This is a genomic window from Corynebacterium aurimucosum (genome assembly GCF_046895345.1).
Classification (GTDB): Bacteria; Actinomycetota; Actinomycetes; order Mycobacteriales; family Mycobacteriaceae; genus Corynebacterium; species Corynebacterium aurimucosum_G.
The window spans coordinates 2,192,669-2,210,764 of record NZ_CP160096.1; the positions used below are offsets into that span (position 1 = coordinate 2,192,669).

Consider the following 18,096-nt stretch of genomic DNA (forward strand, 5'->3'; position numbering starts at 1 on the left):
TTAAGGGACAGAAAAACAAAGAAACCGGAGGTCACTCCCTCTTTCGAGTTTGTTACCTCCGGTGTCGCAGTTTGTACAACTGCTCAGCGTGCCCGGGGCGGGACTTGAACCCGCACGTCCTATAAGGACACTGGCACCTGAAGCCAGCGCGTCTGCCAATTCCGCCACCCGGGCAGGGTATTGATGTCTTGGCGACCAATTAACTCTAGCATGCGCCCCCATTAAATCGACAAATCCGCTGGCAAAGACAAAGTTTTTCCGGAAAATACAGGGAACTTTAGGCTCCGCGTCTACGTTTATATGAGGAAAGCAACCTATACTGATCGCTGCTGTATCGCTGTATCCGCACTGTTGCAGTGTGGGTTTCCCTTAGAAGATCACGATTCCGAAAGGAGGGGACGGCTACATGGCATTACTGGACAAACTGGCAAAGTTGGATTCCTCGCTACAACGCAGCCTGGACAACGGCATGGCCTTTGTCTTCGGCGGTAAAGTCGTCCCCGCTGAGATTGAGGAGCTTCTCAAGCAGGAGGCGCAGGACAATTTGTCCCGCGGTGATGACGGCAAGCTGTACAGCCCCAACGTCATGACCGTCGGCGTATCCTCCAAGGACATCGAGAACCTCTCCCAAGACCGGGATGTTCCCAAGGATCTAGCTGATCAGCTCACCCGCTTCATCCGTAACAGTGGCTGGTCCCTCGCCGGGCCGGTCATCGTCCGCATCGCGGAGGAATCGGGGCTGCGGACTGGGCAGTTGCGCGTGTCCTCTTTTTTGGATCACGAGCCCACCGAAGAAACCGGATTCGATGCGATTTTCCACCACGACCATGGTCAGGAGGACTCTATGACCCAGCCGCACAACGCCGATGAGGCCGCAACCACCGCGTTCATGGCCCCCACCCCGAACGAGCCTGCACCGCAGGGCCCTGCGGTGACGCTCATGCTGCAGGACGGGTCCTCCCGCGTCTACCACGTGCAGGAAGGCTCCAACATCCTGGGACGCAGCAATGACGCGGACCTGCGCCTGCCCGATACCGGTGTCTCCCGCCAGCACGCGGAGATCACCTGGAACGGCCAGGACGCCGTGCTGGTGGACCTGCAATCCACGAATGGCACCACCGTGAACGACACCCCGATTGAGAACTGGCTGCTTGCCGACGGCGACGTGATCACCCTCGGCCACTCCCACATCGAGGTACGCATCACCGGCCTCGAGGGCCAAGGCTATTAAGCCACCCCGGCAACGTTCACAGATTTTTAGCGTAAGGACTTTTCATGGATTCGATCGTGCTGCTCTCGCTGCGCATCGGCCTGCTGGTGTTGTTGTGGCTGTTTATCTTGGTCGCGCTCAACGCCATGCGCCGCGACGCCAATAAGGCTGCCGGCGTCTATCAGGCATCGTCCCCGGTGAAGGGATCCCAGAGGCGTCGCGAAGCGCCGCGTGAGATCACCATCGTGGACGGGCCGCTGCGTGGTTCCCACATGGAACTGGGCACGCTCGAGGACTGTACGATGGGCCGCGCGCAGGACTGTGACTTTGTCACTGGTGATGACTTCTCCTCCGGCCACCACGCCCGCCTGTTCCGCAGGGGCAGCGAGTGGTTCGTGGAGGACCTCGAATCCCGCAACGGCACCTTTGTTGGTGGCGTTCGCATTGACCAGCCAGAACGAGTCGGAGTCGGCTCCGATATCAAACTTGGCCGAACGACCGTGAGGTTGATGGCATGACTTTAAGCCTGACTTTTACTGCAGTGACGGACCGCGGACTGGTCCGCGAAAACAACGAGGATTCCGCCCACGCGGGCCCGCACCTGCTGGTGCTTGCCGACGGCATGGGTGGCCACGCCGCCGGCGAGGTCGCCTCCACCACCATGGTGGAGCACATGGCCTCCCTCGAGCGGAATCCGGGCGATAATGACATGCTGGCGCTGCTCGGCGCAGCGGCGGAGGATGCCAATGCGGCGATCCGCGAGCACGTGGACGAGCACCCGGAGACCGAGGGCATGGGCACCACGCTGACCGCCCTGCTCTTTAACGGCTCCGAGTTCGGCGTGTGCCACGTGGGTGATTCCCGCGGCTACCGGCTGCGTGAGGGCAAGCTGACTCAGATCACCAAGGATGACACCTATGTGCAGTCCCTGGTGGACGAGGGCAAGCTCGATCCGGAGGATGTGTCCTCCCACCCGCAGAAGTCGTTGATCCTCAAGGCCTACACGGGCCGCCCGGTGGAGCCGACGCTCTTTATGCTTGACGCGGCCCCGGGCGACCGCCTCCTCTTATGCTCCGATGGCCTTTCGGATCCGGTGACGGCCTCTACCATCGAGCAAGCGCTAAAGCAGGGAACGGTCGAAGAGGCCGCCACAACCCTGCGGGATCTGGCGCTGCGCTCCGGCGGCCCGGACAACGTCACCATCGTGTTGGCTGAGGTCGTGGAGGGAGAGGGTGATGAGAACGCCCCCATGACCGTGGGCGCGATCCAGGGCGTCGTCCCAGAGCCGACGCACCCGGATTCCTCCGCAAGCCGTGCAGCGAAGCTGATATCGCCCCCAAAAGCACAGGCCGCTGAGGAGAAACCCCAGGAGGAACCACAGCGGCGGCCACAGCGAAGCCGGATTGGGTGGAAGGTCATTGCTTGCCTGGCCATCATCATCGTGCTGGTCATCTGCGGCGGGCTCTGGATGAAGAATTACCTGAGCAATAACTACTACGTCACCGCGGATGCTAACGGCGTCCTCACCATCCAGGAAGGCGCAGACTACGAGATCTTTGGCCGACCTTTGCACCACACGTACCAAAATGCCTGCTTGAGCAAAGACAACTCGCTCAAGTTGGGGCACGGCGCCTGCGACGGCGATTTCGCGCCCTTCACGCTGAGTGATTTGCCCGAATCGGAACGTGCCGCCGTGGGCAACTTGCCCTCCGGTTCTTATGACGAGGTGCAGACGCAGCTTTCGCAGCTCTCGGACAAGGCGCTCAAGCCCTGCCCGAAGGCTTCGAAAGACGGAAAAGATAAAGACGCGTCTAAAGGAAACTGCCGGGAGGTGAAGTAGATGAGTAAATTCTTCTCCCGTGGCACCGAATTCGGCCTGCTCGTGCTGGCTACCGTGGTTTTCGCCATCACCTTGGTCAGCGTTGAGCTCTCCCAGGGCAACGTGCTGACCCTCGATGTGCTCTACCTGATCGGCGGCTTCATCGGCGTCTTTGCCGTCGCCCACTTGGTGCTATGCTTCCTAGCGCCCTACGCAGATCAGCTCATGCTGCCTATCGTCGCGGTGCTCAACGGCACCGGGCTCATCTTATTGCAGCGCCTCGACCTGGCGAATGGCGGTGGGTTGGCGGTGCGGCAGGTGATGTGGACCATCGTGGGCCTCATTCTCTTCGCGCTGGTTCTCGTTCTCCTGCGTGATCACCGGTCACTGACGCGGTATTCCTATATCTTGGGCGCGCTCGGCCTGATCCTCCTTGCACTGCCGTTAGTATGGCCGCAACCGCCAGGCGTGGAAGCCCGCATTTGGCTATGGCTCGGGCCATTTTCTATCCAGCCAGGTGAGTTTTCCAAGATCTTGTTGATCTTGTTCTTCGCCATGCTGCTGACCCAGAAGCGTTCGCTGTTTACGGTGGCTGGCTACAAGTTCCTTGGCATTTCGTTGCCGCGCCTGCGGGATCTCGCTCCCATCCTGGTGATCTGGGGTATTGCCATTGTCATCATGGGCATTTCGAATGACTTCGGCCCGGCCTTGCTGCTGTTTAGCACCGTGCTCGGCATGCTCTTCATGGCCACCAACCGCGTGAGCTGGCTGCTCATTGGCATCATCCTCGTGGGCGTCGGTGGCTTCGGCATCTACCAGGTATCGGAGAAGATCCAACAGCGCTTCTCCAACTTCCTGGATCCGCTGGCTAATTATGATTCCACCGGCTACCAGCTCTCCCAAGCGCTCTTCGGCATGTCCTCCGGCGGCATCACCGGCACCGGCTTAGGCCAGGGCCACCCAGACATGGTTCCGGTAGCGCACTCGGACTTCATCCTGGCTGGCATTGGCGAGGAATTCGGCCTCATTGGCCTTACCGCGGTACTGGTGCTGTTTGCCATGCTCGTCTCCCGCGGCTTCCGCACCGCGCTGACCTGCCGTGATACCTATGGCAAGCTGGTTTCCTCGGGCCTCTCGCTCACCTTGGCTGTGCAGGTTTTCGTCGTCACCGGCGGTATCTCCGCGCTGCTGCCCATGACGGGCTTGACCACGCCGTTCATGTCTGCGGGTGGTTCCTCTCTCATGGCTAACTACATGCTGCTGGCTATCCTGCTGCGTATCTCGAACGCGGCCCGCCGCCCGGCGCGTGAGCTGAGCTCAAACGCACCCACTGACACGTCCATGTTTCCTGCCGTCCAGGAGGCAAGCCGATGAACCGATCGATCCGCCTCGTCTCCCTCTTCGCTCTGCTGCTCACCGCCATACTCCTCGTGAACCTCACGGTGGTGCAGGCATTTTCCACCGATAAATACGCCCACAACCCCAAGAACGTCCGCGGCTTCTTGGAAATGCGCACGACTCCGCGCGGCCAGATCTTCGCCGGCAACACGGTCCTGGCGCAGTCCACGGCCGACGCCGAGGGCAACTACTCCCGCTCCTACCCTGCTGACTCCCCGGCCTTCGCCAACATCACGGGCTACCTCTCGGAACGCTTCGGAGCCTCACAGCTGGAGGCCTCCCAGAATGACATCCTCAATGGCAAGGATGATTCGCTGCTGGCGCGCAACTGGCTCGATGTGCTCTCCGGCAAGCCCCAGATGGGCGCGAACGTCGAGGTCACCATCGACCCCGCCCTGCAGCGGGCCGCCTACGATCAGCTCGCTGGACCGGGCTATAACGGCGCGGCCGTCGCCATCCAGCCCTCGACGGGCAAGATCCTGGCCATGGCCTCCACCCCGAGCTTCAACGTGTCCGACCTCCTCGGCGATAACGCCAACGAGAGGTGGGAACAGCTACAGAACCAGGAGGGCACGCCGCTGGTTAACCACGCCGCGCAGGACACCCTGCCCCCGGGCTCAATTTTTAAGATCATCACCACCGCCGCCGGCCTCAACAACGGTTTCGACCCGAACTCTACGCTGACCGGCGCGGCGTCCATCACGCTGCCCGATACCGTCACGGAACTGACCAACTACGGCAACCAGTCCTGTGCCGGCGCGGAAAGCGTGACGCTGCAAACGGCCTTCGCGTTGTCCTGCAACACGGCCTTTGTGCAGATGTCAGAGAGCATCGGCGCCGATGAGCTCCGCAAGTACGCCGAAGGCTTCGGCATAGGTGAGAAGTACTCCCTCGGCGTAGGCACGTCCGCCGGCGCGCTCGGCGAGCTGAGCGACGGCGCCCAAGTCGCCCAATCCGCCATCGGCCAACGCGACGTGACGATGTCAGCGCTCCAGGCAGCAATCATGGCCGGCACCATCGCCAACAAGGGAAAGCGCATGGAGCCTTACCTCATCAACCGCATCACCGATGCCCAAATGAAGGAACTACGCGCTACCAAACCACGTCAGGCCGCGGAGGCAGTCAGCGAGGACACCGCCAATACCATCAAGGACCTCATGTTTGCCTCCGAGCGAAATACCTTTGGATTTGACGGCAACGGTTTTGCGTCCAAGACCGGTACAGCCGAGCACGGCGACGGCCTCGCCCCGCACGCGTGGTACGTGGCTTTCGATCCAGACAAGGACATCGCTGTCGGCGTCGTAGTCAAGGACGGCGGGCATCTTGGTGAAGGCGCTACCGGCGGCCAAGTTTCCGCCCCCATCGGCCGCGCCATCTTGCGCGCATACGGAGGTGAGCAGTAGTGAGTAGTGCAGATAATAAGGAACACCTCCAAGCGCTGATTGGTGAGGACTATCAGCTGCAGTGGATAGTCGGCCACGGCGGCATGTCCACGGTGTGGTTAGCGGATGACGTTCGCAATGACCGCGAGGTAGCCCTCAAAGTCCTGCGCCCTGAGTTCTCCGATAACAATGAGTTCCTCTCGCGCTTCCGCAACGAGGCCAAAGCTGCGGAATCTATTAATTCCGACAACGTTGTGGCTACCTACGACTATCGCGAGCTCGAGGACAACGGCCGCACCTTCTGCTACATGGCCCTGGAGTACATTCGCGGCGAATCCCTGGCGGACTTGCTGGCACGCGAGGGCGCACTCCCGGAGACTTTGGCGCTCGACGTCATGGAGCAGGCCTCCCACGGCCTCTCCGTGATCCACCACATGGGGCTTGTGCACCGCGACATCAAACCCGGCAACCTCATGATCACCCAGAATGGGCAGGTCAAGATCACCGACTTTGGCATCGCCAAAGCCGCCGCCGCGGTGCCTCTTACCCGCACCGGCATGGTCGTCGGCACCGCCCAATACGTCTCTCCCGAGCAGGCCCAAGGCTATGAGGTTGGCCCGTCCTCCGACGTCTATTCGCTCGGTGTCGTGGGCTATGAAATGTTGGCCGGCAAGCGCCCCTTCAGCGGCGACTCTTCCGTATCGGTGGCGCTGGCGCACATTAGTCAAGCGCCGGAGCCCTTGTCGACGTCGATTAGCGCGCCCACCCGTGAACTGATCGGCATGGCCCTGCGCAAGGACCCGAACACCCGTTTCGCCGATGGCAACGAATTCACCAACGCGATCTCCGCCGTGCGCCAAGGCCAGCGTCCACCGCAGCCGAAATCCGCGGCGCTCGCGCCCGTCGCTGCCGAACCTTCGCCCTCCGCGTCCACGGAAATGCTGGCCAGCATGGCTCACCCCACCACGGTGCGTCCGGCCGTTTCTGCACCCCAGACGGAGGAGCGCCCCGCCAAGCAGGGAGGTTTCGGCACAGGTTTGCTCATCGCGGTGGCTATCGCGGCCCTCGTGGCGATCGGGTTCATGGCTTATAGGCTGTGGGGGAACACGACACCGACCCCACAGCCCACACCAACGGAGGTCATTGTGACCGAAACGGTGGAGCCGGAAACAACGGAAGAAGAGGAAACAGAAGCCCCTGAGACCGTTGAGATCACCACCGTGGAGGAGGAACCTACTCAAGTCACCGTCACCACGACGCACTCGGTCATCCCCTCCCCACCCACAACTGCGCATCGCACAACGCAACAGGAGCCACCCGCGCTCCCTACCGAGGAGACGCAACCGCAGGTCGATGGCAGCCCACTGCCCGAACCCGAACTAGACTCACAGAACAACCCCACCGAAGAATCCGCACTACAGGGAGGCCAGTAACCCGCCATGGTCAGTGATCGGTACCACCTCCGCCAGTCCATCGGCTCCGGCGGCATGTCCGAGGTCTACGAGGCCGAAGACTCTGTCTTGGGGCGCACTGTTGCCATCAAGATGCTGCGCCCTGACATGGCGCGGGACGCTAACTTCCGTGAGCGATTCCGCCGCGAGGCCCAGAACTCCGGCAAGCTCAACCACCCGAACATCGTCGCCGTCTTCGATACGGGCGAAAAGGACGTCGACGGCCTGATAGTGCCGTATATCGTCATGGAATACGTACAGGGCCGCACCTTGCGCGACATTGTCCGAGAAGATGGCCCCATGTCGGTGGCGGAGGCCGCGCACGTGCTCAAGCCGGTGGCGGAGGCCCTCCAGTCCTCCCACGAGGCCGGGATCATTCACCGCGATATCAAGCCGGCCAACATCATGCTGACCAACACCGGCCAGGTGAAGGTCATGGACTTCGGCATCGCCCGCGCGCTGGATGATTCCACGTCGGCGATGACGCAAACCTCTGCTGTCATCGGTACCGCGCAGTATCTTTCCCCGGAACAGGCCCGTGGCAAGCCTGCCGACGCCCGCTCCGACGTCTACGCTCTGGGCTGCGTCATGTATGAAACGGTCACTGGGCGCACCCCGTTTGAAGGTGAAACGCCCTTCGCTGTGGCCTACCAGCACGTGCAGGAGGATCCAACGCCCCCCTCGGAGCTCATCGACGAAGAGCTCACGGAGAGAGAGCGCCTTGGCGTCGACGCCGTCGTGCTCACGGCAATGGCCAAGCACCCTGCGGACCGCTACCAATCCGCCTGGGAGATGGGCGATGATCTTGATCGTTTGGCGCAAGGCCAGCTGCCGGAAGCGGCGCGCTCCCACGTCAACGACGAAGATCACCCCACCACGATGGTGGCACCCGTGGCCGCGCAACACCGCGCGCCGGTGGCCTCCACCCGCCCCTCCGACGATGAGGAATCCGGCTCCGGTCTCAAGTGGCTGGCGGCGTTGCTCGCCGCCGCCCTCGTAGCCATCATTGGCTATTTTGCCTGGGATTTCTGGGATAGCTCCCGCCAGGAGGCCCGCGAGCGCGAGCAAGAACAGCATGAAGCAGCCCAGCGCGCGAACATGGTGACTATCCCGAAGGTGGCCAACCGCCCGCGCAATGAAGTGGTGGAAGAGCTGGAAAAGCTCGGCCTTCTGGTGAGCATCAACGAGGAGCCCAGCCCCGACGTAGCGCGAGGCAAGGTCATCCGCATCAACCCGGCGGAGGGCTCGGAGCTGCAGAAAAACTCCTCGGTCACGCTGACGGTCTCCTCCGGCAAGGAGGTCACTGAGGTCCCTGATCTCACCGGCATGAAGCTGGATGAAGCTACCACTGCGCTGGAGGAAGCCGGCTTGGAGCTGAATACCGACGTGGAGCAGGTAAATGATGAGGCACCCGCGGGCGAGATCATTTCCCAGAACCCAGCGGGCGGCGCGCAGCTATCCAAGGGTTCGAAGGTACGCATCACGGTGTCCAAGGGTCAGAAGGAAGTCAGCGTTCCGGACGTCAGCGGCATGGACCGTGATCGCGCAGTAGACATGCTGTCCTCCATGGACTTTGACGTCACCGTGAATTCGGTGGATTCTGAGTTGCCGGAGAACCAGGTGCTCCGGGTCGTCGAGGAGGGCCAGAAGTTACCCAAGGGCAGCCAGGTCACCCTGGAGGTTTCCAACGCGATGCTCATCCAGGCACCGGATATTACGCATTCCACGCAGCAGGAGGCCGAATCCGCGCTGCGCGCCAAGGGCTGGTCCGGCTCCCTCGACGTGGGCGAGCGCATCCCAACGTCTAACCCGATCGACAGTGACAAGATTGGGTGGGCGTCGGCAAACCGCGGCGATGTTATCCGCAAGGATGAAACCATCCACGTCCGCTTCTGGGAGTTTGACCCGGCAGCACTGCTGCCGCAGTAGCTCTCAATGCCGCAGCTGCTAAGGTATCTCACAGATTAACCACCCCTATTCTTCGTGAAGGTGTAACAATGCCAAAGTCCAAGATCACGACGGAGGGCTCCGCACTCCCGCAGTCCTCCAGTTCTGCTACTAACCGCACGCCGGTCAAGATCAACTCTGAGGGCACCCCGAAGTGGTACATCGCCATCATGCTGGGCCTCATGCTCCTCGGCCTGCTCTGGCTGGTGGTCAACTACCTAGCAGGCGAGTCCATTCCGTTCATGCAGGAGCTGGGACCGTGGAATTACGGCATCGGCTTCGGCCTGGCCATCATCGGTCTGTTGATGACGATGGGCTGGCGTTAACTTTCAGCGTCGCCGATGAACTCCTCGAAGTTCTATAGCATCGCCGGCGTTGGCTGCATCATTTTGGTGATGCTCACCGTCACGGTAGACAAAAGCTTTCTCACCCCCGGCGCACTTGTACTTGCGGGCCTCGGCGTTTCCCTGACGCCGCTGGCCATCCGCCGCCCACTTGCGGCGGCCTGCGGGTACGGTGCGCTTTTTGCGCTGGCGATGTGGTTTTCCGATTGGCGGTCATTCCTGCTCTTCGCGTGGAGCCCCGTCATCGTGGGCATCGTGGCGTTTCGTACACGCTGGCTGTGGGCCGTTCCCCCAGCGGTGGCGTACACATACCTCGTCACTACGGATCCTTCGATTAATTTTCTGCCTGACTTCGACCCGTTAAACCTGTCGACGCCGCTCGTCTTGTATGCGGTGGCCATCGTCATTGGGGCTGCGCTACGCAAAACCCGGGACCAGCGTCTTGCCGCTGAGCAACGCGCCGCAGAAGAGCGCGAGGCGCTTATGACAGCCCTCCATGATTCGGTCGCCGCGACCTTAACCTCCGTGGTCATGCGCTCCGAAACCTTGGCACTAACCCAAACGGATCCCTCAGCGGCCGACTCCGCGGAGGCAATTGCTGACGACGCCCGCCGCGCCATGGGTGAGGTGCGTGATCTATTGCGCGTGATGAAGAACGAAAGCGTGACCAAGGGGGTCAAGTCGCTGGAGGAAGACCTCGACACTATGGTCAGCTTCCTGAGCAGTCATGGTTTTCGGTGCGAGCCGCAGATAACAGTGGGCAAGAATGGCCAGCTTGCGCTGCCGGAAAAGCTATCCCTCGTGTTCTCCGAACTCGCCGTGAACATACTCAAGTACGCCTGCCCTGAATCCCGTGTAAGCATCGAGGCAACGAGCACCTCCAAGACCATCGACGTGATGATCACGTCCGTGATTGCGGCTCAGCAATCACGCCAATACATGACGACGAATCTGGGCTTGGGCGAAATCGCCCGCCGCGTTCGCCGGATGCACGGCAGCTTCGGCAGCGGCAAAGAAGGCGAGCACTGGGTCACACGCCTTTCTCTTCCCACCGCCAGCCTCAGAAAAATATAGTAAGCTTTCGCGGTAGTCCGCCGTTTCTTAAATTCCAAAAGGTTTGACATGCGTACTTCCCTCGCCGTTGCCGCCGCAGCTCTCGTACTGTTTTCCACGCCAATCGCCAGCGCTGCTGAGGCTCCTGCTGAAACCACCGTTGACACCGCTACTGAGAACACTGAGTCCACCGGATTCACCTTCTACAAGTCTTTCGCGGGCGAATTCACCGACCACTTCCGGTGCTCCACCAGCCCCCAGCGCTGGTGGTGCGGCTAAACTGTTTCGCCCATGAGCATTCGGGTTTTCCTCGTTGACGATGATGAGCTCGTTCGCTCGACGCTCCGCGTCTATTTCCAGACCACCGAAGACATCACGGTGGTCGGTGAGGCAACCAATGGCGCGGATTGCTTGGCCCAGCTTGAAGAAGCCAAGCCGGACCTCGTCCTCGCCGATATTCACATGCCGCACATGGACGGCATCACGCTGCTCAGGCACCTAAACTCCGCGCCGAATCCCCCGACGTTTTTGGCGGTGACCGCCTTCGACTCGGATGACACGATGCTGAAGATCCTGCGGGCGGGCGGCGCAGGCTATATCTTGAAGAACCAGCGCCCGCGCTCAATCATCGAAGCGGTTCGCGCCGCCGTAGAGGGCGGCACCGTCGTGGCACCCGCCGCCATGCACCGTTTGGTCGACTACATTGGGGCACCCGCCACCCCACGCGATCCCGTCGCCGCCGCCATTGAGAGCCACGAGCTTCACGACGCCGAAATAGCCGTCCTCAAGCTCCTCCTCGCCGGCAACTCCAATTCAGAGATCGCCGCCGCCACCCACTATTCCGAGTCCGCCGTGAAAAAGCACGTCTCACGCCTCATCACCATCTTCGGCGCCAGCACACGCCTGAACCTAGTGACAAAGATTCTGGGTGGCGCTGGCTCCTAGTCTGAACTTCACTCTAGCGACAGAACCCCTTTTTCGTAATACGATTAAGGTTATGAAAACTATCAATGGACAACCGATCAGCGAAGAGCAAATTGATAAATGGGTAACGGAAGCCGAAAAGGGTTACGACGTGGAGACTCTTCGTACTCGGGGGCGGAAACCCCGCGACAATAAAGCCGCGAAAATTGTCTCGATTCGCCTTTCACCCAATGAAATTGCGGACCTGGATAAGTATGCCGCAACCCATGGATGGTCTAGGTCACAGGCAATCCGTGAAGCACTAAGAAAAGCCACCTAGAATAGCGAAACTTCGTCTCGGTTTCGATGGGACCGAGGCCATCATTCATTCCATGAAGGCCCACAAGCAGTACCGCGCTCTGCTCGACTAGCGCTCAAAGTCAGGCTCTACTACAAACTGCCTGATTTTTGGTCACCTCCCACCCCGCAGCCGGAGCACGGTTAACACCTTGGTTAGGTAGGGACCCGACCAAGGCCACGGGTGGGTGAGCAACGCCACTCTTGACGCTGCTACCTGGCGACTCTCGGAGGCGGAGTGGGGGTGTTCCGCACTAAATCAATCTAAGCCAGGAAGGCGTCCTACAGAAGGCATCTGGCAAAAGACATCTTTGGGTCTAAAAACGCCATCTGCAATGAGTAAATGGCGTTTTCAGCCGTGAAGACGCCTTATGACTGATGCCTTTTGTCAGATGCCTTTTGCCAAACTCCTCCAGCATGTTGATGGAGATACACAGACGTTGCATGTTGCGAGGGGAACGAAGAAGGTAATCCGTTTCGCGAAGAGACGTGCAATGCTCTCAGGCCATGAGTTGTGACCCGACTTAGGCCGTGGGTAGATGAGCAACGCTACTCTTAGCGCTGCTACCTGGTGGTTTTCGGCGGTGGGGTCGGGTTTCCCGCACCAAATCGGCCTAAGACATGCCAAACACCCCGCAACCGGAGCGCTGTTAACACCTTGGGTACAAAGTTATCCACAGGGTGGGGATAACTCTGTGGAAAACGAATTCCACAGCTTTTCTCCACACCCTGTGGATAAGTGTTTTCACGCTTCCCACAGCCCGCACAAAAACTTCGAACACAACCGATTAAGCTGCTGATCTGCGGTTATCTTGGCGCACACGTTCGGTAAATTACAAAAATGTAGTTATCCACAATGTGGATAACTTATGTGGAATTCTTTCGCACAAAGGTTTTGGTGGATAACACGCCCGAGTTATCCCCAAAGCCCAGCTCGCAGCGCCGCTAACACGGCTACCCCGACAGCAATAAGCCATATCCCCAGCCACCGCAGCCACGCACGTTGGCGAAAGAGGAATGGTGCCAACAGCAGTCCTGTGAGCAAGCCACCCAAGTGCCCCCACACGGAGACATTCTCCGCCACGAAGCTGTAGACAACGTTGGCCACCACGAGGACGATGGGCGCGCGCAGGTCAAGACCGCGACTGCGGTACACACCAATGAGTAGACCCATGAGCGCAAAGAGGGCACCGGAGGCGCCCACCGTAGGTGTGCCGTAATCCATCCACAGCACTGCGGCAGAAGAGCCCACGATGGAGATGAGATAGGCCGCCACATACAGCGCGCTGCCCAGGGCGCGTTCTACTTCCCTGCCCACAAAGAACAGCATCACCATGTTGACCAAGAGGTGCCCGGCGTCGAGATGCATAAAGCCCGCGGTAATGACAGTTGTGGGGTGCGCGGACACGTCAGGGCCCCACAGCGTCCAGTCTTGAGCCAGCATGCTGCGATAGTAGGGCGCGAAGAGGGACGAGCCTTGGATGGCCGTGGCACACCAAGCACCGATGCACAGCACCATGAGCACCAGGGTGGCCGGTGCCGAACGGAGATAATTCTTCACGCAGACTCCTAAAACAACGAGCCCGCCACCACATCACGTGGCAGCGGGCTCGGATGAAAAGCTAAGAACGCTTAGGCGATCTCAATGGACTCGATGACAACGTCCTCAGCCGGACGGTCCATGCGGTCGGTGGAGACCTTAGCAATCTTGGACACGACTTCCTGGGAAGCCGCATCGGTGACCTCACCGAAGATGGTGTGGTGGTTGTTCAGGTGCGGGGTCGGCGCCACGGTGATGAAGAACTGGGAGCCGTTGGTGCCCGGGCCGGCATTCGCCATGGCCAGCAGGAACGGGCGGTCAAACTGCAGCTCCGGGTGGAACTCATCCTGGAACTGGTAGCCGGGGCCGCCACGGCCGGTGCCGGTCGGGTCACCGCCCTGGATCATGAACTGGTCGATGACGCGGTGGAAAATAGCGCCATCGTAGAACGGGCCGGACTGCTCGCCCTTGGCGTTCTGGGTGGTGTAGTCCTTCTCGCCCTTGGCCAGGCCGATGAAGTTCTCAACGGTTACCGGTGCGTGGTTACCGAACAGGTCGATAACAATGTCACCGTAGTTGGTGTGCATCGTTGCAGTTGCGGTCTTCTGAGTCATGCCAGCCATTGTATGGAAAATTCGCCCACCGCGCCGTTCCGGCACGACGCTGTGAGCGATCTGCGTAGGGTTACAAGCATGATCCGCGCCATTCTCTTCGATCTCGATGACACCCTCATGGACCACACCGCCGCGATGCATGCGGCCGTTGAGGAGTGGCTACCGGGAGGGCACCATGAGCGCTTCGCGGAGATTGAAAGGAAATGGTTCGCCGCCTACGAACGCGGCGAGGTCACCCACCAAGGACAACGAGTCGAGCGCTGCCGCGAGTTCCTGGGCCGTCCCGAGATGACGGAGCAGGAGGCGCTGGCGGAATACGCCAAGTACCTGGCCGCGTACGAGAAGCACTGGCGGGCGCTTGACGACGCCCTCCCCACCCTCCGGCATGTCCTGTCCCGAGGCCTCAAAGTGGGCGTTTTGACGAACGGGGCTCGTGAGATGCAGGAGGGAAAGCTAAAGGCGGGCGGGCTCGACCTGCCAGAAGTGGAGCTCTTTCCCACCGTGGAGATGGGTCATCCGAAGCCGCACCGAGAGGCCTACCTTGAGGCTTGTCGGCGACTTGAAGTGGAGCCTGGCTCCACTCTGATGATCGGTGATTCGGTGGCCAATGATGTCGAAGGCGCCCGGGCCGCGGGGCTCAAGGCACTGCACTTCGACAGGTCCGGAAACGGAGACATCGCCGCGCTCAGTGAGCTGACGGCGATGAACTACTTTTAAAAGGTTTAAATCCAAAGATTTAAACCCCTAGAGGCTGGCGCGAACCTCGTCGCGGGCAAGGACCATGTTGCGCAGAGAGGCCTCGGTTTCCTCATAGCCGCGGGTCTTGAGGCCGCAGTCCGGGTTGACCCAGAGGCGCTCGACCGGCACGTTCTTCAGCGCTGCGCGGATGAGCTCGGCCATTTCCGCCACGGACGGGATGCGCGGGGAATGGATATCGTAAATGCCCGGGCCGATCTCGGAGTGGAACTTCTCATCGATGTCCTCGAGCAGCTCCATGCGGGAGCGGGCCGCCTCGATGGAGGTGACGTCGGCGTCCAAGCCGGCGACGGCGTCGATGATCTGGCCAAACTCCGAGTAACACAGGTGCGTGTGGATCTGGGTGGTCGGCTTGGCCTCGAGTGCTACGAGGCGGAAGGAACGCACCGCCCAGTCGAGGTAGGCCTTGCGGTCCTGCTCGCGCAGCGGCAGCAGCTCGCGCAGGGCGGGCTCGTCGATCTGGATGATGTCGATGCCGGCCTCCTCGAGGTCGCGGACTTCGTCGGCCAGCGCCACGCCGAGCTGGTCGGCGGAGACGGACTGGTGAACGTCATCGCGCACGAAGGACCAGGCCAGGATGGTCACCGGGCCGGTGAGCATGCCCTTGACGTGCTTTTCGGACAGGGACTGCGCGAACTTCGCCCACTCGGTGGTCATGGCCTTCGGGCGGGAGATGTCACCGACGACGATTGGCGGACGGGTGCACCGGGAGCCATAAGACTGGACCCAGCCGTTCTCGGTGACGACGAAGCCGTCGAGAAGCTCAGCGAAGTACTGCACCATATCGTTGCGCTCCGGCTCGCCGTGGACCAGGACGTCCAGGCCCAAGCGCTCCTGCAGCTCGATGACGGACTTCACCTCGTTGCGCAGTGCCTCGGTGTAGTCGGCGTCGGAGAGCTCGCCCTTGCGGTGTGCGGCGCGGGCGGCGCGAATCTCAGCAGTCTGCGGGAAGGAACCGATGGTGGTGGTTGGCAGCTGTGGCAGGCCGAGGGCTTCCTGGGCCTTGTTGCGCTCGGCGAACTCCGGCTGGCGCTGAACCTGGCCCTCCGGCAACTGCGCAGTGCGATCCTGTACTGCCTGGTCATGGGTACGGGAGGACTCGGCGCGGGTGCGCACGGCGCGGTCGGCCTGCGCATAAGCCTCTGGGGCATCGAGCGGGCCGGCGGCGAGTGCTACAACCTCGCGGATCTTCTCATCAGCAAAAGCGAACCAGGTGGCGACGTCCACCGGCAGGGAAGTCTCCGCCTCCACGGTGTGCGGCACGTGCTGCAGGGACACGGAGGTGGTCACGGAAACGCCTTCGCCCAGGGTCTCCAGCTTCTCGCGCAAGTCGCGGAGGTTCGCGGCCCAGACATTGCGGCCGTCGACCAGGCCGGCGGCGAGGTGGGTGGCCTCGGCGAGCTTGGCCACGCGCTCGAGGTAGGAGTTGTCTAGGGCCAGGGTGCCCACGGAAAGATCGACCTGGACCGCTTCCGGCTTAAGCTCAACGATGGCGTCGAGGCCAGCGTTGAGGGAACCATAGGGCGTGGTCAGGTAAACCTGCGGGCGCTTCTCCGCGCCCAAGATGCGGCCGTAGGCGGTCTTGAGTGCGGCAGCCAAAGTGGCGTCGTCAGCGGCGGCGAGGTCGGCGACCAGGGCCGGCTCGGCGAGCTGGATCCACTCGACGCCGGCGTCGTGAAGCTCAGCCAAAACGGTGAGGTAGGACTCGACTGCCTGATCGAGGTGGTCCAGGGGCTGCTTGGTGGCGCCCTCAGCCTGCTTAGACAGGGCCAGCAGGGTCACCGGGCCGACGAGGACTGGGCGGACGGTATGACCGGCGGCACGAGCCTCCTCCACAATCTTCAGCACGCGTTGCGGGCGCGCGCTAAAGGTCTGGTCATCGGTGATCTCGGGAACGATGTAGTGGTAGTTAGTGTCGAACCACTTGGTCATCTCCAGCGGCGCTGTGTCCTTGTTACCGCGGGCCAGGGTGAACTCATCATCGAGGCTCTCGCCCTCGGCGGCGCCCACGGTCAGTGCGGTCTCGAGGACATGGTCGTAGTAGGCGACGTCAGCCGGAATGGCGTAATCCTCAGTGAGGCCCAGCTCCTTGAGGCGGGCATAGGTGTCAAGGCGCAGGGAGTGCGCGGCGGATTCGAAGGTCTCGGCGTCAATCTTGCCGGACCAGTAGGACTCCAACGCACGCTTGAGCTCGCGGTGAGCGCCGACGCGCGGGTAGCCCTCAATCGTGGCCTTAGGGAAGGATGCGGTCATGGGGTGACTCCAATTCGGTTGAGCAGGTCAGTCGTAATGTCTGGATTGTTGTGCGTGTAGATGTGCAGCCCGTCGGCGCCGGCGTTCATCACCGACTTAGCCAGTTTGGCTGTAATCTGCATGCCGATTTCTTTCTCTTCCTCGGGGGAGGTCGCTGCCGCGAGTTGGTCAAGGACCTTGGTCGGCCCGTCCAACCCGGACAGCTGGCACATTCGCTCCACCCGAGCACGGCTCGTCATCGGCATGATCCCGGGGATGAGCGGAATGCGCACACCCGCCAGCCGAGCGCGCTGGGCAAAGCGGACGTAATCCTCCGCGTCGAAGAAAAGCTGGGTGATGGCGAAGTCTGCGCCGAGACGCTGCTTGGCCAAAAGAACGTCGATGTCCTCGTCCGGCGTGGCGGACTCGGCGTGGCCGTTGGGGTAGCAAGCCACGCCCACCGCCAAGCGGCCGGCTGCCAAGCGCGCCACGCGGTCGGATTCCCAGCGGCGGATGAGCCGGACCAGGGAATCGGCGTGCGGCAGGTGCCCTTCGGGCATGCCGCCCTCCGGAAGGTCGCCGCGGAGGGCAAGGAGGCCGCGGACGCCGGCGTCGACCAGCGTGTCGATCCAGCCAACGAGCTCTTCCTCTGTGCCGGCGGTGCAGGCCAGGTGGGCCAGCGGGCGCATCGCTGTATCGCGCGAGATCTTCTCAATGAAGGCTGCGGTTCCCTCCAGCCACCCAGAGCGTTGGGAGCTGGTGACTGCGATGTAGTCGGGGTTATACGTGGCGAGCGTGGCCAGCAAGCGGTCAATCTTGGCAGCGTCCGCATCGTGGCGCGGCGGGATCACCTCGAAGGAGAGAGCGGTGCGCTCTCGACGTTTAGGCGTATCTTCGCTGATTTGGTCTAGTGGTGCGGATGCGGAAAGTCGCGGGGACATGCTCACCTCCTCTGCAGGTTAGCGTGGTCGGTCATCGGTGTTGATGCCCCAAAATGTACCAAGCTGTCCATTTCACACGAAAGGCTTTTAATATTGGTAATACCTTTAGAACCCAGTCAGCTGCACTGTTAGCCCATAGCGCTAGTGAA

Annotated in this window: 17 protein-coding genes and 1 tRNA gene; 13 read left to right on the plus strand and 5 right to left on the minus strand. The window is 61.4% G+C overall.

All coding sequences use genetic code 11. The features are described 5' to 3' along the window. Nucleotides 1-89: 89 nt before the first annotated feature. Nucleotides 90-174, minus strand: a tRNA-Leu gene (locus ABZS45_RS10350). Between the two features lie 232 nt (nucleotides 175-406). Between ABZS45_RS10350 and ABZS45_RS10355 the strand changes: the two genes are divergently transcribed. The 12 genes from ABZS45_RS10355 (at nucleotide 407) to ABZS45_RS10410 (ending at nucleotide 11,847) form a co-directional block, all read left to right on the plus strand. Beyond that, nucleotides 407-1,231, plus strand: a complete 825-nt coding sequence (locus ABZS45_RS10355) for a DUF3662 and FHA domain-containing protein (RefSeq protein ID WP_412099744.1) — start codon at nucleotides 407-409, stop codon at nucleotides 1,229-1,231. Between the two features lie 44 nt (nucleotides 1,232-1,275). After that, nucleotides 1,276-1,728: an FHA domain-containing protein gene (locus tag ABZS45_RS10360; RefSeq protein WP_070645077.1), complete on the plus strand. Its 453-nt coding sequence runs from the start codon at nucleotides 1,276-1,278 to the stop codon at nucleotides 1,726-1,728. Continuing rightward, entirely contained in the window at nucleotides 1,725-3,050 is a 1,326-nt protein-coding gene (locus ABZS45_RS10365) for a PP2C family protein-serine/threonine phosphatase (protein ID WP_412099745.1), read from the plus strand. The genes ABZS45_RS10360 and ABZS45_RS10365 overlap by 4 nt, the downstream gene beginning before the upstream one ends. Further along, a complete protein-coding gene (locus ABZS45_RS10370) occupies nucleotides 3,051-4,403 on the plus strand; it encodes an FtsW/RodA/SpoVE family cell cycle protein (RefSeq protein ID WP_412099746.1) in 1,353 nt (450 codons plus the stop codon). Then, nucleotides 4,400-5,830: a penicillin-binding transpeptidase domain-containing protein gene (locus ABZS45_RS10375; RefSeq protein WP_412099747.1), complete on the plus strand. Its 1,431-nt coding sequence runs from the start codon at nucleotides 4,400-4,402 to the stop codon at nucleotides 5,828-5,830. Before ABZS45_RS10370 ends, ABZS45_RS10375 begins: the two co-directional genes overlap by 4 nt. Next, entirely contained in the window at nucleotides 5,830-7,242 is a 1,413-nt protein-coding gene (locus ABZS45_RS10380; protein ID WP_412099749.1) for a serine/threonine-protein kinase, read from the plus strand. Before ABZS45_RS10375 ends, ABZS45_RS10380 begins: the two co-directional genes overlap by 1 nt. A 6-nt stretch (nucleotides 7,243-7,248) precedes the next feature. Continuing rightward, on the plus strand, nucleotides 7,249-9,189 hold the full coding sequence (gene pknB / locus ABZS45_RS10385) for a Stk1 family PASTA domain-containing Ser/Thr kinase (protein ID WP_412099750.1): 1,941 nt from the start codon (nucleotides 7,249-7,251) through the stop codon (nucleotides 9,187-9,189). A 68-nt stretch (nucleotides 9,190-9,257) separates the two neighbouring features. After that, a complete protein-coding gene (gene crgA / locus ABZS45_RS10390) occupies nucleotides 9,258-9,533 on the plus strand; it encodes a cell division protein CrgA (RefSeq protein WP_010188168.1) in 276 nt (91 codons plus the stop codon). A gap of 15 nt (nucleotides 9,534-9,548) precedes the next feature. Then, nucleotides 9,549-10,625 (plus strand): sensor histidine kinase, encoded by a 1,077-nt coding sequence (locus ABZS45_RS10395; RefSeq protein WP_412099751.1) that lies wholly within the window; start codon nucleotides 9,549-9,551, stop codon nucleotides 10,623-10,625. A 48-nt stretch (nucleotides 10,626-10,673) separates the two neighbouring features. After that, nucleotides 10,674-10,883 carry a hypothetical protein gene (locus tag ABZS45_RS10400; protein ID WP_412099752.1) on the plus strand — a complete coding sequence of 70 codons (210 nt, stop codon included), beginning with the start codon at nucleotides 10,674-10,676 and terminating at the stop codon, nucleotides 10,881-10,883. A gap of 12 nt (nucleotides 10,884-10,895) precedes the next feature. Beyond that, a complete protein-coding gene (locus ABZS45_RS10405; protein ID WP_412099753.1) occupies nucleotides 10,896-11,549 on the plus strand; it encodes a response regulator transcription factor in 654 nt (217 codons plus the stop codon). Between the two features lie 52 nt (nucleotides 11,550-11,601). Then, entirely contained in the window at nucleotides 11,602-11,847 is a 246-nt protein-coding gene (locus ABZS45_RS10410; RefSeq protein ID WP_412099754.1) for a ribbon-helix-helix domain-containing protein, read from the plus strand. A gap of 933 nt (nucleotides 11,848-12,780) precedes the next feature. Here ABZS45_RS10410 and ABZS45_RS10415 read toward each other — a convergent pair. Beyond that, nucleotides 12,781-13,425 carry a rhomboid family intramembrane serine protease gene (locus tag ABZS45_RS10415; RefSeq protein WP_412099755.1) on the minus strand — a complete coding sequence of 215 codons (645 nt, stop codon included), beginning with the start codon at nucleotides 13,423-13,425 and terminating at the stop codon, nucleotides 12,781-12,783. 71 nt (nucleotides 13,426-13,496) lie between these two features. Further along, nucleotides 13,497-14,027: a peptidylprolyl isomerase gene (locus ABZS45_RS10420; RefSeq protein WP_039672975.1), complete on the minus strand. Its 531-nt coding sequence runs from the start codon at nucleotides 14,025-14,027 to the stop codon at nucleotides 13,497-13,499. Nucleotides 14,028-14,096: 69 nt separating this feature from the next. Here ABZS45_RS10420 and ABZS45_RS10425 point away from each other — a divergent pair, with 69 nt between their 5' ends. Next, on the plus strand, nucleotides 14,097-14,735 hold the full coding sequence (locus ABZS45_RS10425) for an HAD family hydrolase (protein ID WP_412099756.1): 639 nt from the start codon (nucleotides 14,097-14,099) through the stop codon (nucleotides 14,733-14,735). Between the two features lie 27 nt (nucleotides 14,736-14,762). Here ABZS45_RS10425 and metE read toward each other — a convergent pair whose 3' ends face one another. Further along, nucleotides 14,763-17,027: a 5-methyltetrahydropteroyltriglutamate--homocysteine S-methyltransferase gene (gene metE / locus ABZS45_RS10430; protein ID WP_412099757.1), complete on the minus strand. Its 2,265-nt coding sequence runs from the start codon at nucleotides 17,025-17,027 to the stop codon at nucleotides 14,763-14,765. Continuing rightward, entirely contained in the window at nucleotides 17,024-17,947 is a 924-nt protein-coding gene (locus ABZS45_RS10435) for a methylenetetrahydrofolate reductase (protein ID WP_412099759.1), read from the minus strand. The genes metE and ABZS45_RS10435 overlap by 4 nt, the downstream gene beginning before the upstream one ends. Nucleotides 17,948-18,096 lie beyond the last annotated feature (149 nt).